Source organism: Rubellimicrobium aerolatum (assembly GCF_017872975.1).
Taxonomy (GTDB): Bacteria; Pseudomonadota; Alphaproteobacteria; order Rhodobacterales; family Rhodobacteraceae; genus Rubellimicrobium; species Rubellimicrobium aerolatum.
Window position 1 is genome coordinate 283,351 of the sequence record NZ_JAGGJP010000004.1, and the last position, 14,382, is coordinate 297,732.

Here is a 14,382-nt window from a genome sequence, read left to right on the forward strand (position 1 = left end):
GAGACGACCATGGAGATCGCGACCATCGCTTCGGCCCCCATCGCCGGGCAGAAGCCCGGCACGAGCGGGCTGCGGAAGAGGACCCGCGTCTTCATGGAGCCGCATTACCTCGAAAACTACGTCCAGAGCATCTTCGACGGGATCGGCGGGGTCGCGGGCAAGACCCTCGTGGTGGGCGGCGACGGGCGCTACTTCAACGACCGGGCGGCGCAGGTGATCCTGCGGATGATGGCGGCGAACGGGGCGGCCAAGGCCATCGTCGGCCAGGGCGCGATCCTGTCCACGCCGGCGGCGTCGCACCTGATCCGGCTGCGGGGGACCGACGGGGGGCTGATCCTGTCGGCCTCGCACAACCCCGGCGGCGAGGACGCGGACTTCGGGCTGAAATACAACACGCCGAACGGAGGGCCGGCGCCCGAGGCGGTGACGGACCGCATCTTCGCGGCGACGCAGGCGATCGGCGAATACCGCATCGCGGTGGCGCAGGACGTGGACCTTTCGACGGTCGGCACGACGCGGCTCGGCGACATGGAGGTCGAGGTCGTCGATCCGGTCAGCGACTACGCGGCGCTGATGGAGCGGCTGTTCGACTTCGAGGCGATCCGGGCCTTGTTCGCGGGCGGCTTCACCATGCGCTTCGACGCGATGCACGCGGTGACGGGGCCTTATGCCAGGGAGATCCTGGAAGGGCGGCTGGGCGCGGCGCCGGGGACGGTGGTGAACGCGACCCCCCTGCCCGATTTCGGCGGCGGCCACCCGGACCCGAACCCGACCTGGGCGAAGGAGCTGTATGACCTCCTGATGGGCGAAGGGGGCCCCGACTTCGGCGCGGCCTCGGACGGGGACGGGGATCGGAACATGGTGCTGGGGCGCGGGGCCTATGTGTCGCCGTCCGATTCGCTGGCCGTGCTGACGGCGCACGCGACCAAGGCGCCGGGCTATCGCGGGGGGCTGAAGGGGGTGGCGCGGTCGATGCCGACCTCGGCGGCGGTGGACCGGGTGGCCGAGGCGCTGGGGATCGGGTGCTACGAGACGCCGACGGGGTGGAAGTTCTTCGGCAACCTGCTGGACGCGGGACGCGCGACGCTCTGCGGCGAGGAGTCGTTCGGCACGGGGTCCGACCACGTGCGGGAGAAGGACGGGCTCTGGGCGGTGCTGCTGTGGCTGAACATCCTGGCGGCGACCGGGCAGTCGGTGAAGGCGCTGCTGGAGGCGCATTGGCGGACCTTCGGGCGCAACTACTACTCGCGGCACGACTACGAGGACGTGGAGAGCGAGAAGGCCAACGCGCTTTACGACGGGCTGCGGGCGAAGCTGGCGGCGCTGCCGGGGCAGGCCTTCGCGGGCCTGACGGTCGAGAGCGCGGACGAGTTCGCCTACGACGACCCGGTGGATGGGTCGCGGTCGGAGCGGCAAGGGCTGCGGATCGGGTTCCAGGGCGGAAGCCGCGCGGTGTTCCGGCTGTCGGGCACGGGGACCGTGGGCGCGACGCTGCGGGTCTACCTGGAACGGGTGGAGACCGATCCGGCCGGGCTGTCGCGCGAGGCGGGCGAGGCGCTGGCGGATGTCGCGCGGGCGGCCGACGAGATCGCGGGCATCCGCGCGCATACGGGGCGCGAGGGACCGGACGTCGTGACCTGACGCGCGGGCGCGGGCGCGTGCACGACGCGCGGCGGCTGGGTCTTTGCGGCCCCGGCCCGGCGCATCGCTGCGCGGGGGCGGGTCCTCCCAGGGGGGCGCGGCGGAGATCGCCCCTTCAAACAGCGTCGCCCGGAGCTTGCGCCCCCGGGCGGGGATGGAGCCGTGCGCGACAGACCTCTTGGGCCCCAGCCCCCATCCCAGGGGGCCGCCCGTTCCTTCTCGCGTGGGGGGAGGATCGCACGGAGGCGTTAACGACGCCTGACAGCAACGGGCGTTGCGCGTTGCGTGGGATTTTAGGGATCGGGGATGGCTCAGCGGTCGCCGGGCGGGCGCGGGTTGAAGTTGATGAAGAAGCCGTAAAGGGCCGCGAGGCCGATCGCGCCGAAGAGGATGCCCCAGACCGTCCCGCCGGTCGCGAACTCCACCCCCGCCCAGCCGAGGCAGAGCGCCACGACGAGGACCCGGATCCAGAGCGGACGGAAGAAGGGGTGGTTGAAGTCGAAGAAGCGGTCCATCGCGGGCCTCCCGTGACCGAAGCGCTCCCACATGACCGGAGCCGGGCCCGCCTGTCCAGCCGCGCCGCGCGGCGGCCCCCTTGGGAGGATGCGGCCCGGTCGGCCCGCCCCGCAAGCGCCCCCCGGGGGCCGGGACCGGCCCGGGGCCTATCGGTCCAGGACCAGGATCGCCCGGAAGTCGTTGACGTTGGTCAGGGTCGGGCCGGTGACGACCTGATCGCCCAAGGCGGCGAAGAAGCCGTGCGCGTCGTTGGCCGCCAGCGCCGCTCGGGGGTCGAGCCCCCGCGCGGCGGCGCGGGCCAGCGTGCCGGGGTCGATCGCCGCGCCCGCCACCTCGGCCGCGCCGTCCACGCCGTCGGTGTCGCAGGCGAGCGCATGGACGCCCGGCGCGCCGTCCAGGGCCAGCGCCAGGGCCAGCGCGAACTCGGCGTTGGGGCCGCCCACCCCCGACCCCCGCCGGGTGACGGTCAGCTCGCCCCCCGACAGCAGCAGGACGGGCGCGGCGCCGGGGCCCCGGGCCCGCCGCAGCGCCAGCGCCTCCGCCGCCATCGCCCGGGCGACCTCGCGCGCCTCGCCCTCCACCGCGTCGCCCAAGGCGCGGACCTCGCAGCCCGCCGCCCGCGCCAGCGCGGCGGCGGCGGCAAGCGACTGGGCGGGGGCGGCGATCACGCGGGTCTCCGTGCGGGCCAGGCGCGGGTCGCCGGGCGGCACCACGCCGGACCCCCGCGCCAGCGCCGCGCTGACCGAGGCCGGCACGTCCACGCCCCAGCGCGCCAGCACCGCGCGCGCGTCCCCGGGGGTGGAGGCCTCGCCCACCGTGGGGCCCGATCCGATCACGGCGGGGTCGTCCCCCGGCACGTCCGAGATCAGCAGCGCCAGCATCCGCGCCGGGTGCGCGGCGGCGGCGAGTTGGCCGCCCTTCACGCGGCTCAGGTGCTTGCGGACGATGTTCATGGCCGAGATCGGCGCCCCGGAGGCGAGGAGCGCGGCGTTCACCGCCTGCTTGTCGGCGAGGGTCAGGCCCGGCGCGGGGGCCACGAGCAGCGCCGAGGCCCCGCCCGAGATCAGCGCGAGCACGACGTCCCCCTCGCCGAGGCCCTCCAGCAGCGCGAGCATCCGGGCGGTCGCGACCGCGCCGGCAGCGTCGGGCACGGGATGGCTGGCCAGGGCGAGCTCGATGCCGCGCAGGGGGCGGCCGTGGCCGTGGCGGGTGACGACCAGCCCCTCGCAGGGGCCCCAGGCGGCCTCCACCGCCTCGGCCATGCGGGCGGAGGCCTTGCCGGCGCCGACGACCCGGACGCGCCCCGGCGGCCGGGGCGGCAGATGCGCGGCGAGCGCGCGCATGGGGTCCGCCACCTCCACCGCGCGGTCGAAGAGCGTGCGGAGGAAGGCCGGGGGGTCGGCCAGGGGATCGGCCAGCGGGCCCACCGGCCCGGTCACGCGCGGACCTCCGTTCCGACGCTGGTCCCGGACGGCGGGATCGGGCGGACCCCATGGCGCGCGCCGGCGGGACCGGCCGGCGCCGTCGCCCCGCCCGGCCGGGCGGGGTCCGAGGGCGGGACCGGGCGGGCGGCGCGGGCTTGGGTCTCCTCGGGCATGGGCCTTTCCTCCGCTGCGGCGTCGGGCGGGGTCGCGCCCGGTGCCGGGCCCGCGCGGGCCACGGCCGGCGGGCGATGCCGCATCATGGGCCCGGGGCGCGCCCGGGGGAACCCCCGCTCCGGCCCGTCGCGCCGGCGGCCTGCCCGTCGTGCCGGCGGCCTGCCCGGCGGCCCGGCCCCGCCGGGCTGGACGGGTCCGCGCCCGGGCCGGGGTGGGGATCGGGGGCGAAGGGGCCCCGACCTTCAGCGCCCCGGCGGCGGGCGGTGGATGGCCAGCGCGATCTCGGCCGCGCCCAGCACCAGCGCGAGCGAGCCGGGGGCGGCGATGTAGCGCCGCTCCCACCGGGGGCGGAAGGCCGACTTGAACTGGCGCAGCCCCTCGCCGGAGGCGGAAAGGCGTCGCGCCCAGGGGGCCAGGGGGCCGCGCAGGCCGAACCCCTCCTCCGGGACGGCGGCGAGGGACAGGCGGGGGACCTCCTCGGCGGCGGCGGCAGCGATGGCGGCGCGGATCAGCAGGTGCATCGTCCCGTCCGGCAGGTCCCCGGCCGAGCGCAGGAGGTCCAGCGCCCATTCCCCCGGCCCGGCGTGGAAGCTCGCGAAGGCGACGAGCCGCCCGGCGGCGTCCCGCGCCAGGACGACGCGCTGCCCCGCCACGTGGGCGCGCGACCAGCGGCCCATGGAGAAGCCCCGCTCCCCCCCGTGGCGGCGGGTCCAGGCGTCGGAGACGGCCTCCATCTCGTCGAGGGGCAGGAGCGCGGGAGCCATGGACGCGCGCAGGCCCGCCTTTTCGGCGTGGCGGAGCTTGCGCCGGAGCCGGGCGTGGGCGGGCCCGTCCAGGTCGAAGCGGCGGGGGTCGAGCACCGCCTCGCGCGCGATGGGGAGCACGGCCCAGCCCAGGGCGCGGGCGGCGGTGGCCATGCGGGGGCCGACCTTGTAGAGGCAGGGCCGCCGCCCCTCGCGCCGCGCGAGGTCCTGCGCGGCGAGGATCAGGCGCATCGGGTCCTCGGCCCGGCCGCCCGGCCGCTGGGGGTCGCCCAGGAAGGCCCGCGCCAGCGCGAGGCCCTGACCGACCCAGACCTCGCCCGAGCGGCCCGTCGCCACCTCCAGCCGGCCGCCCCGCGCGAGCTGCGCCTCGGCCCGGGGCAGCGCGCGGAGCCGCGAATCGGCGGGGGCGCCGTCGAGCCGGAGGCCGGCGCGGGGCGCGGCGGCGAGGAGCGCCGGCCCGAGGAGCGCCCAGGCCGCGCCGCAGAGCGCCGGGAGGGCGTGGGCGACGCCCCGGAAGGCCAGCAGGCTGGCCAGGAGGTCGTGGGGGGCGAGGCCGGGCAGGTGCAGCGCGAGCGTCGCCTCGAAGGGGCCGGCGCCCGCCGGGCTGCCCGAGGCGAGACCCAGGCCGAGGGCCAGCAGGAACACGGGAAGGAGCGCCAGGTAGTCGGGCCGCGCGCCGTCGGGCAGCAGGACCCAGAAGGCCAGCGCCAGGGCGAGGCAGTCCACCGCGACCCAGAGCCCGAGCCGCAGCACGGTGATGCCCCGCATCCCGAGGCGCGCCCACAAGGCCCGCCCCCCCGCGCCCGCGACGAGGAGGAGCGCGGCCAGCGCCGCCCGCGCCTCGCCCTGCCAGGGGCCGGGGGTCCAGGCCGTGGCGGCCAGCAGGAGGAGGCCCAGCCCGGCGAAGAAGGCCAGGGTGATCGCCGCCGAGATGGCGAAGGACTGCGCCGCCGTGATCCCCGGCAGGAGGCGGCGGCGCACGATCGCCCCCACCACCGGGCCGAAGCCCACCGTCTGCGACACCGCCGCCGCCGCAAGCGCCGCGCCCCGCGCGCGGGCGGGGTCGGGCCGCAGGCCGAGATGGGCGAGGATCGCCCGTTCCTGCCCCGCCACCGCGACGAAGGCCAGCGCCGTCGCCGCGAGCCCGCCGATCCACTGCGCCGCCGTCAGGCCCCGCAGGCTGTCCCCGAGATCGGCGAGCCGCAGGTCGGCCAGCGCGCCGGCGCCCAGCCACAGGCAGGCGGCCAGCACCACGGCCGGCAGCGCCAGCCGGGCCAGCGCCAGCGGGCGGAGCCGGGGGCGGAGCGGGACGGCCAGCGCGGCCGCCGGACGCGAGCCGGGCGGCCGGGACAGGACGGGCCGGGACAGGGACGGCAGGGACAGGGGCGGCAGGGACACGGCGGGGCACTCGGTCAGGGACATCCGCGCCAGTCTGCCCGAAAGGTCTTGACGAAGGATGAACGCCGCCGGATTCGGCCCGCCCGGCGCCGAGGGCCGGTCGGATGCTGCGGCGCCGGAGCGGAACGGAGGCACGCAGGCCGGGCCGGCGCCCCCGCCGGGATCGTGCGCCCCGGCGGAATCGGCCGTGATCTCGGCCCGCTCTCCCGGCGGGGGCGTCAGGCGCGCGGGGCCAGCGCCCGGGCGATCCGCCCCACGGCGTCGCGCGATTCGCGCGTCCAGACGGCCAGCGGGAAGACGTGGATCGCTCCGGGATACTCCACGAGACCGACCCGCCCCCCCGCCGCCCGCAGCCGCGCCGCGAATCGGCGCGCGTCGGCGGCCAGCACGTCGTGCGTCCCTTGCAGGAGCAGGACCGGCGGCAGGCCCGCGAGGTCGGCGCGCAGCGGGCTCAGGCGCGGCTCGGCCGGATCGCCGCCCCGCGCCCAGAGCGCCCCCGTCGCCCGCAGCCCGGCCACCGACAGCATCGGGTCCAGCCGCTCCAGCGCCCGCGCCTCGGGGTCCGCGACCAGCAGGTCGAGCCACGGCGCGAGCAGCACGAGGCCCGCCGGCCCCGGCCGCCCGCGGTCGCGCAGGTCCAGCGCCAGCCCGACGGCGAGCCCGCCCCCCGCCGAATCGCCGGCGATCCAAGTCTCCCCCCCTTCGGCGAGGAGGCCGTCCCAGACCTCCGCGAGAAAGGCGAAGCCGTCGCGGTGGTCGTGCCCGGGCGCGAGGGGATAGGAGGGCACCACCACCGCCGCGCCGGTGGCGCGGACCAGCCGCGCGACCAGCCACCAGTGGGGCCGGATCAACGGCCAGACATAGCCGCCGCCGTGCAGGTAGAGGAGGCGCCGACCCCCGGCGGCGCCCTCGCGCGGGGCGACGGTGACGACGGCCCGCCCGGCGACCGTGGCCTCGGTCACGGCGAACCGCGCGCGCAGGCGGGCCGGCACGGCCGCGTCGCGCGGCGGCGGGCGCGAGAGGAGCATCCGCCGGTAGGCCTCGGGGTCGGCGCCGCGCCGCCCGCGCAACCGCCCGCGCAACCGCCCGCGCAACCGGAGGAGCCGCCGGGTCAGCCGCATGAGCAGGCTCGGCCCCGGCAGGGCAAGCGCAGCTCCCTCGCCCGGTCCCCCTGCCCCGTCCATGCCCCGCCTCCGCGCCCGTGCCGTCGCGCCCTTAGATCATGCCGCGCCGGCGGGCGGAACCGTCAGGCCGCCCGCGCCGCGTCGCGCAGGGATTCGGCCGCCTCGCGCACGATCTCGGCCACGCGGGCGAGCTGCGGGCCGAGCGGGTTCGTGCGCCGCCAGACCATGCCGATGGTCCGCGACGGCGGGACCCCCGGGAAGCGCGCCACCGACACCGGGGCCGAGCGCGTCTCGACCGTCACCGCCATCTCCGGGACCAGCGTCACGCCCAGCCCCGCCCCCACCATCTGCACCAGCGTCGAAAGGGAGCTGCCGTCCATCACCTCGCGCGGGCGGGCGGGCCGCGCCTCGCAGAAGGACAGCGCCTGCTCGCGGAAGCAGTGCCCCTCCTCCAGCAGCAGGAGCCGCATCTCGCGCAGCATCTCGCGGTCGGGGACGGGCTTGCCTTCGTCGGCGGCGGGGCGGACCAGCACGAAGTCCTCGGACAGCAGCGCCACCTCGGAGAGCGTCGGTTCCGACACCGGCAGTGCGACGATGGCGGCGTCGAGCCGGCCGTCGCCGAGGTCCTGGAGGAGCCGCGAGGTCACCGTCTCGCGCACGTGGATGTCGAGCCCGGCGTTCGCCCGCGTGAGCCGCCCCACCACCTCGGGCAGGAGATAGGGCGCGATGGTCGGGATCACCCCGATCCGCAGCCGCCCCACGAGGCGTTCGCCCGAGGCGCGGGCGAGGTCGCCCAGCTCGTCCACCTGGCGGAGGATGTCGCGCACGCGCGGGGCCAGCGCCTCGCCGAACCCGGTGAGCCGCACCCGCCGGGCGTCCCGCTCCACCACCGGCTGGCCGAGCGAGTCCTCCAGCTCGCGGACCTGCTGGGACAGGGCCGGCTGCGAGATCGCGCAGGCGCCGGCGGCGCGGCCGAAATGCCCGTGCCGCGCCAGCGCGTCGAAGTAGCGGAGCTGCCGCAGGGTGATGTTCCTCATAAGCTCAGCTTATCGGTTGCATCGAAATATTCAACTCGAACCGATGGAACCGCTTTGCTATGCCCGCAGGCGGACAAGGCAGCCATGGCCCTCCGGGGATTCGCCCCGCAGGGCCGCAGCGATCGGACAGGAGGACGCGATGGACGGAAACGGCGTGGCGGAAGCGGGCAGGTGCCCGGTGGCGCATGGGGTGGCCCCGATGCGGGCGAGCTTCGCGGGCCGGACCAACCGGGACTGGTGGCCCAACGCGCTCAACCTCAAGGTGCTCCACCAGCACGCGCCGGCGGGGAACCCGATGGGCGCGGGTTCCGACTACAAGGCCGAGTTCCAGGCGCTCGACTATGAGGCGCTCAAGGCCGACCTGCGGGCGCTGATGACCGATTCGCAGGCCTGGTGGCCGGCGGACTGGGGCCATTACGGGCCGCTGATGATCCGCATGGCCTGGCACAGCGCCGGCACCTACCGCATCGCCGACGGGCGCGGCGGCGCGGGCTCGGGGACGCAGCGCTTCGCGCCGCTGAACAGCTGGCCGGACAACGTGAACCTCGACAAGGCCCGCCGCCTGCTCTGGCCAGTCAAGAGGAAATACGGCAACCGCGTCTCCTGGGCGGACCTGATGATCCTTGCGGGGAACGTCGCGCTGGAGTCGATGGGCTTCAAGACCTTCGGCTTCGGCGGCGGCCGCGTCGATGTGTGGGAGCCCGAGGAGGACATCTACTGGGGCGACGAGGGCGAGTGGCTCGCGACGAGCGAGCATGAGCATAGTCGCTATTCGGGCGACCGCGCCCTCGCCAACCCGCTGGCGGCCGTGCAGATGGGCCTGATCTACGTCAACCCCGAGGGGCCGGACGGCAACCCCGACCCGCTCGCCTCGGCGCGCGACATCCGCGACACCTTCGCCCGCATGGCGATGAACGACGAGGAGACGGTGGCGCTGATCGCCGGGGGCCACACCTTCGGCAAGGCGCACGGCAACGGCGTGGCGACGAAGGTCGGCCCCGAGCCCGAGGCCGCGCCGGTGGAGGCGATGGGCCTGGGCTGGCTGTCCTCGCACGGGACCGGCAACGGCCACGACACCATGGGCTCGGGCCTGGAAGGCGCCTGGAAGCTGAACCCGACGACCTGGGACATGGGCTATCTCAACACGCTCTTCGGCTACGACTGGGAGCTGACCACCTCTCCCGCCGGCGCGAAGCAGTGGGTCGCCAAGGACGTGAAGCCCGAGCACCTGATCCCCGACGCGCACGACCCGTCCAGGGCGCACCGGCCGATCATGTTCACCTCGGACCTCGCGCTGCGCTTCGATCCGATCTACGAGCCGATCGCCCGGCGCTTCCACCAGGACCCGGAGGCCTTCGCCGACGCCTTCGCCCGCGCCTGGTTCAAGCTGACCCACCGCGACATGGGGCCGAAGCGCCTGTATCTCGGCCCCGAGGTGCCCACCGAGGACCTGATCTGGCAGGACCCGCTGCCCGCGCTCGACCACGCGCTGATCGACGCGGCCGACATCGCGGACCTCAAGGCGCGCACCCTCGCCTCGGGCGTGCCGGCGCGCGACCTGATCGGGGTGGCCTGGGCCTCGGCCTCGACCTTCCGCGGCTCGGACAAGCGCGGCGGCGCCAACGGCGCGCGCATCCGCCTCGCGCCCCAGAAGGACTGGGCGGCCAACGAGCCGGCGACGCTGGCCAGGGTGCTGGGCGTGCTCGAAGGCATCCAGGCCGGGTTCAACGCCCAGGCGACGGGCGGCAAGCGGGTCTCGCTCGCCGACCTGATCGTGCTGGCGGGCTCGGCGGCGGTGGAGCAGGCGGCCCACGCGGCGGGCGTGGCTATCGACGTGCCCTTCACCCCCGGCCGCGTGGACGCGACCGAGGAGCAGACCGACGCCGCCTCCTTCGACGCGCTGGAGCCGCAGGCGGACGGCTTCCGCAACTACGTCGCCTCCGGCCCGCACCACCTCTCGCCCGAGGAGCTGCTGGTGGACCGCGCCCAGCTCCTGACGCTGAGCGCGCCCGAGATGACGGTGCTCTGGGGCGGCCTGCGGGCGCTCGACGCCAACCACGGCGGCTCCACGCACGGGGTGATGACGACGCGGCCCGGCGCGCTGACCAACGAGGTCTTCGTGAACCTGCTCGACATGGGCACGAAATGGGCGCCCATCGCCGAGGGCGCCGGGGTCTACCAGGGCCGCGACCGCGCCACGGGCGACGTGCGCTGGACCGCGAGCCGTGTCGATCTCGCCTTCGGCTCCAACTCGATCCTGCGCGCGCTGGCCGAGGCCTACGCCCAGGACGACGCGGCCGGGAAGTTCGTGGCCGACTTCGTGGCCGCCTGGACCAAGGTGATGGAGCTCGACCGCTTCGACCTGCGGGCCTGACCGGCCCCACGGCCCTGCCCCTTCGGGGGCGGGGCCGCCCCCCGGAAATCCTGGCGATCCCACGAGGAATCGAACCCCGAACCTGCCGATTAGAAGTCGGCTGCTCTATCCAGTTGAGCTATGGGACCGCTGCCCCCCGTCCTAGCCCGGATCGGCGCGCAGGAAAAGCGCCCCGAGCGGCCCCGGACCGCCCTCCAAGGAACGCGACCGCCCTCCGCCCCGTTGGCAGGCGTCAACCCCGGAGGAGGCTCCCCATGACCCGATTCCCGACCCTGGCGCTCGCGCTTGCCACGCTGGCCGTCCCCGCCCTCGCGCAGGAGGCCGCGACGCCCGCCGAGAACCAGCCGCAGACCGAAAGCCAGGAAACCCGGCCCACCAACCAGACCAGCCAGCAGACCACCGAGGGCCAGACCGCGCGCGAGGCCGCCGCCGACCAGCCCGAGGACGCCCTGCCCGCCGGGCAGGAATCCCAGGGCGGCACCGGCGGGATCATGGACGCCCAGGGCAACCAGCTCGGCAACGTCTCGGTCTCGGCCACCGCCTCGGGCCACGCGCTCGTGCTCATCAACGCCGAGGGACTGCCGCCGGGCATCCACGCCATGCACCTCCACCTCGTCGGCGCCTGCGAGGGACCGGGCTTCGAGTCGGCCGGGGAGCACATCGCCGGCGGCAACGAGCACGGGGTGATGACCGACACCGGCCCGCATCCGGGCGACCTGCCCAACGCCAACGTGGGCGAGGACGGCACGCTGGACACCGAGGCCGTCGCCATCGGCCTGACCATGGACATGGTCTTCGACGAGGACGGCAGCGCCTTCATCATCCACTCGGACCCCGACGACTACACGACGCAGCCGGGCGGCAACTCGGGCGACCGGATCGCCTGCGCGGTGATCCAGGCCGCGCCGGGCACGATGACCGACTCCACCACCGACGCCAGCGTGGTGAGCGGCGAGCCCGCCGGCGGCGACCTCGACGAGGATCTCCAGGACGCCAACGAGGGCGCGCAGCCGCAGGACCCGGCGCTGGAGGACGGCGCGGCGGCGGAGGTCCCCGAGGCGCAGGACGGCCAGGGCGCCAACGGCGAGCCCGCCTCGGAGTAGGCGCCAAGCGGGGTCCGGCCCGCCGGACCCCGGCCCCGCCCCACCTCGCCCCGTCAGTGCGACCAGGGCTCGCGGCGCGAGGTCGAGAAGTTCTCGCCGTAGCCGCCGGGGCGGATGTTGGGCTTGCGGGGAGAGGCCGCCTGCACGATGACCTCGATCCCGTGCTTGAGCGCGTAGGCCAGCGCCGCCTCCTTCGTCTCGAAGGTCAGCCGCACCTGCGTCTGCATGTCCGAGGACGAGGTCCAGCCCATCAGCGGGTCGATGTGCCGCTCGCTCCCCTGCTCGAAGTCGAGCACCCAGTCGCCCTTGACCGCGCTGCCGATCTGGGTGTTGTTCCGGGGCATCTGGGTGATGCGTCCACGCATGGCGTCGTCTCCTGAACCTCTCCGGGGCCTCGCGCCCGCAGGCGCTCGGGGACCTTGTGCCGCAGGGGCCGCCCGCGCGCAAGCGCGCGCCTTGTTTCGAGAACGAAAAGGGACCAAATAGAGAGGTCCCCCCGCGTCAGGTCAGCCCCCATGCACAACAACTCGCCCGAGTCGATGCCGGTCCTCTTCGGCCCCAGGAAGCCGCTGGCCCAGCGCCGCGAGAAGCTGGAGGGCGGCAAGCGGTTCACCCTCAAGACCGACTTCGACCCGGCGGGCGACCAGCCCACCGCCATCGTCGAGCTGGCGCGCGGCGTCAGGGAGGGCGAGCAGAACCAGGTCCTCCTCGGCGCGACGGGCACCGGCAAGACCTTCACCATGGCCAAGGTGATCGAGGAAACGCAGCGCCCGGCGATCATCCTCGCCCCCAACAAGACGCTGGCCGCCCAGCTCTATGGGGAGTTCAAGGGCTTCTTCCCCGACAACGCGGTGGAATACTTCGTCAGCTACTACGACTACTACCAGCCCGAGGCCTATGTCGCCCGCTCGGACACCTACATCGAGAAGGAATCGCAGATCAACGAGCAGATCGACCGGATGCGCCACTCGGCCACCCGCGCCCTGCTCGAACGCGACGACGTCATCATCGTGGCCTCCGTCTCCTGCATCTACGGCATCGGGTCCGTGGAGACCTATTCGGCCATGACGCAGGACTTCTTCGTGGGCCAGCCCTACGACCAGCGCAAGGTCCTGGCCGACCTCATCGCGCAGCAGTACCGCCGCAACGACGTCGCCTTCGCCCGCGGCTCCTTCCGCGTGCGCGGCGACGCGCTGGAGATCTGGCCCGCCCACCTGGAGGACCGCGCCTGGCGCCTGTCCTTCTTCGGCGACGAGCTGGAGTCGATCACCGAGTTCGACCCCCTCACCGGCCACAAGGAAGGCAGCTTCGACCGCATCCGCGTCTACGCCAACAGCCACTACGTCACCCCGCGCCCGACGATGGCCCAGGCCATCAAGGGCATCAAGGAGGAGCTGCGCGTCCGCCTCGGGCAGCTGCAAGGCGAGGGCAAGCTGCTGGAGGCCCAGCGGCTGGAGCAGCGCACCCAGTTCGACCTGGAGATGCTGGAGGCCACCGGCGTCTGCAACGGCATCGAGAACTACTCCCGCTACCTCACCGGCCGCGCCCCCGGCGAGCCGCCCCCCACCCTCTTCGAGTTCATCCCCGACAACGCCATCGTCTTCGCCGACGAATCCCACGTCTCGGTCCCCCAGATCGGCGGCATGTATCGCGGCGACTACCGGCGCAAGTTCACCCTGGCCGAGCACGGCTTCCGCCTGCCCTCCTGCATGGACAACCGCCCCCTCAAGTTCGAGGAATGGGACGCGATGCGCCCGCAGTCGGTCTTCGTAAGCGCCACCCCCGCGCCGTGGGAGTTGGAGCAGGCCGGCGGCGTCTTCACCGAGCAGGTGATCCGCCCCACCGGCCTCATCGACCCGCCCATCGAGATCCGCCCCGTCGCGACCCAGGTGGACGACCTCCTGGACGAGATCCGCCGCGTCGCCGCCGCCGGCTACCGGACGCTGGCGACGGTGCTGACCAAGCGCATGGCCGAGGACCTGACCGAATACCTGCACGAGCAGGGCATCCGCATCCGCTACATGCACAGCGACATCGACACCATCGAGCGCATCGAGATCCTGCGCGACCTCCGCCTCGGCGCCTTCGACGTGCTGGTGGGGATCAACCTCCTGCGCGAGGGGCTCGACATCCCCGAATGCGGGCTGGTGGCGATCCTGGATGCGGACAAGGAGGGGTTCCTGCGCTCCGAGACCTCCCTCATCCAGACCATCGGCCGCGCGGCCCGGAACGCCGAGGGCAAGGTCATCATGTACGCCGACCGGGTGACGGGTTCGATGGAGCGCGCCATGCGCGAGACCGAGCGCCGTCGCGAGAAGCAGGTGGCCTACAACGTCCTGCACGGCATCACGCCGCAGACGGTCAAGAAGAACGTGGAGGACGTGCTGGCCGGGATGTGGAAGGGCGACACCGACATGGCCCGAGTCACCGCCAAGATCGACCGCGTGGCGGCGGGGAGCAACCTCAAGGCCGTCCTCGACGGCCTCCGCGCCGACATGCGCAAGGCCGCCGAGAACCTGGAGTTCGAGGAGGCCGCGCGCCTGCGCGACGAGGTCAAGCGGCTGGAGACGGTGGACCTGGTGCTCCACGACGACCCCCTCGCGCGCCAGCAGGCGGTCGAAACGGCGGTGGCCGAGGCCGAGAAGGCCACCGGGCGCAGCACGGCGGGACGGCCGGGGCAGCGGGGTGGGGTGAAGAGGAAGGGGCGGAGGTAATTCTGGATACGAGCTTGTTGAAGCTGCCCCCGAACTGACCGGACAGGGTCTCCCACTTCCCTAAGGGGTAGGAGTACTGTTCACATCATGACTGGTCACATCCCACGGCCCGA

The 14,382-nt window shown here is 74.5% G+C and carries 10 protein-coding genes and 1 tRNA gene; 4 read left to right on the forward strand and 7 right to left on the reverse strand.

Features of this window, described 5'->3' with window-relative positions; all coding sequences use genetic code 11:
- Nucleotides 1–9: 9 nt before the first annotated feature.
- A complete protein-coding gene (locus J2Z33_RS07105; protein ID WP_209839313.1) occupies nt 10–1,641 on the forward strand; it encodes an alpha-D-glucose phosphate-specific phosphoglucomutase in 1,632 nt (543 codons plus the stop codon).
- Nucleotides 1,642–1,952: 311 nt separating this feature from the next.
- On the opposite strand, the gene J2Z33_RS07110 is transcribed toward J2Z33_RS07105, so the two are convergent.
- The 5 genes from J2Z33_RS07110 to J2Z33_RS07130 all read right to left on the reverse strand — a co-directional run bounded on the left by J2Z33_RS07110 (nt 1,953) and on the right by J2Z33_RS07130 (nt 8,078).
- Nucleotides 1,953–2,156, reverse strand: a complete 204-nt coding sequence (locus J2Z33_RS07110; RefSeq protein WP_209839315.1) for a hypothetical protein — start codon at nt 2,154–2,156, stop codon at nt 1,953–1,955.
- A 147-nt stretch (nt 2,157–2,303) separates the two neighbouring features.
- The gene (locus J2Z33_RS07115; protein WP_377109823.1) at nt 2,304–3,596 is read right to left on the reverse strand and encodes a glycerate kinase type-2 family protein; all 1,293 of its coding nucleotides are present in this window, start codon (nt 3,594–3,596) and stop codon (nt 2,304–2,306) included.
- 401 nt (nt 3,597–3,997) lie between these two features.
- Nucleotides 3,998–5,941 (reverse strand): DUF2156 domain-containing protein, encoded by a 1,944-nt coding sequence (locus J2Z33_RS07120; protein WP_209839317.1) that lies wholly within the window; start codon nt 5,939–5,941, stop codon nt 3,998–4,000.
- A gap of 194 nt (nt 5,942–6,135) precedes the next feature.
- Entirely contained in the window at nt 6,136–7,101 is a 966-nt protein-coding gene (locus tag J2Z33_RS07125; RefSeq protein WP_209839319.1) for an alpha/beta hydrolase, read from the reverse strand.
- Nucleotides 7,102–7,163: 62 nt separating this feature from the next.
- Nucleotides 7,164–8,078 carry a hydrogen peroxide-inducible genes activator gene (locus tag J2Z33_RS07130; RefSeq protein ID WP_209839321.1) on the reverse strand — a complete coding sequence of 305 codons (915 nt, stop codon included), beginning with the start codon at nt 8,076–8,078 and terminating at the stop codon, nt 7,164–7,166.
- A gap of 139 nt (nt 8,079–8,217) precedes the next feature.
- Here J2Z33_RS07130 and katG point away from each other — a divergent pair, with 139 nt between their 5' ends.
- On the forward strand, nt 8,218–10,452 hold the full coding sequence (gene katG / locus J2Z33_RS07135; protein ID WP_209839323.1) for a catalase/peroxidase HPI: 2,235 nt from the start codon (nt 8,218–8,220) through the stop codon (nt 10,450–10,452).
- A 51-nt stretch (nt 10,453–10,503) separates the two neighbouring features.
- Here katG and J2Z33_RS07140 read toward each other — a convergent pair.
- Nucleotides 10,504–10,580 (reverse strand) — tRNA-Arg (locus J2Z33_RS07140).
- A gap of 126 nt (nt 10,581–10,706) precedes the next feature.
- Here J2Z33_RS07140 and J2Z33_RS07145 point away from each other — a divergent pair.
- Nucleotides 10,707–11,555 carry a superoxide dismutase family protein gene (locus J2Z33_RS07145; protein WP_209839325.1) on the forward strand — a complete coding sequence of 283 codons (849 nt, stop codon included), beginning with the start codon at nt 10,707–10,709 and terminating at the stop codon, nt 11,553–11,555.
- Between the two features lie 53 nt (nt 11,556–11,608).
- Here J2Z33_RS07145 and J2Z33_RS07150 read toward each other — a convergent pair whose 3' ends face one another.
- Entirely contained in the window at nt 11,609–11,920 is a 312-nt protein-coding gene (locus J2Z33_RS07150; protein WP_209839327.1) for an ETC complex I subunit, read from the reverse strand.
- 174 nt (nt 11,921–12,094) lie between these two features.
- Between J2Z33_RS07150 and uvrB the strand changes: the two genes are divergently transcribed.
- Nucleotides 12,095–14,269: an excinuclease ABC subunit UvrB gene (gene uvrB, locus J2Z33_RS07155; protein ID WP_245218687.1), complete on the forward strand. Its 2,175-nt coding sequence runs from the start codon at nt 12,095–12,097 to the stop codon at nt 14,267–14,269.
- Nucleotides 14,270–14,382 lie beyond the last annotated feature (113 nt).

Bases quoted from the DNA above. Each gene is read 5' to 3' on its own strand.
- J2Z33_RS07105 (WP_209839313.1), top strand. From the start codon at position 10: ATGGAGATCGCGACCATCGCTTCGGCCCCCATCGCCGGGCAGAAGCCC.
- J2Z33_RS07110 (WP_209839315.1), bottom strand. From the start codon at position 2,156: ATGGACCGCTTCTTCGACTTCAACCACCCCTTCTTCCGTCCGCTCTGG.
- J2Z33_RS07120 (WP_209839317.1), bottom strand. From the start codon at position 5,941: ATGTCCCTGACCGAGTGCCCCGCCGTGTCCCTGCCGCCCCTGTCCCTG.
- J2Z33_RS07125 (WP_209839319.1), bottom strand. From the start codon at position 7,101: ATGGACGGGGCAGGGGGACCGGGCGAGGGAGCTGCGCTTGCCCTGCCG.
- J2Z33_RS07130 (WP_209839321.1), bottom strand. From the start codon at position 8,078: ATGAGGAACATCACCCTGCGGCAGCTCCGCTACTTCGACGCGCTGGCG.
- katG (WP_209839323.1), top strand. From the start codon at position 8,218: ATGGACGGAAACGGCGTGGCGGAAGCGGGCAGGTGCCCGGTGGCGCAT.
- J2Z33_RS07145 (WP_209839325.1), top strand. From the start codon at position 10,707: ATGACCCGATTCCCGACCCTGGCGCTCGCGCTTGCCACGCTGGCCGTC.
- J2Z33_RS07150 (WP_209839327.1), bottom strand. From the start codon at position 11,920: ATGCGTGGACGCATCACCCAGATGCCCCGGAACAACACCCAGATCGGC.
- uvrB (WP_245218687.1), top strand. From the start codon at position 12,095: ATGCCGGTCCTCTTCGGCCCCAGGAAGCCGCTGGCCCAGCGCCGCGAG.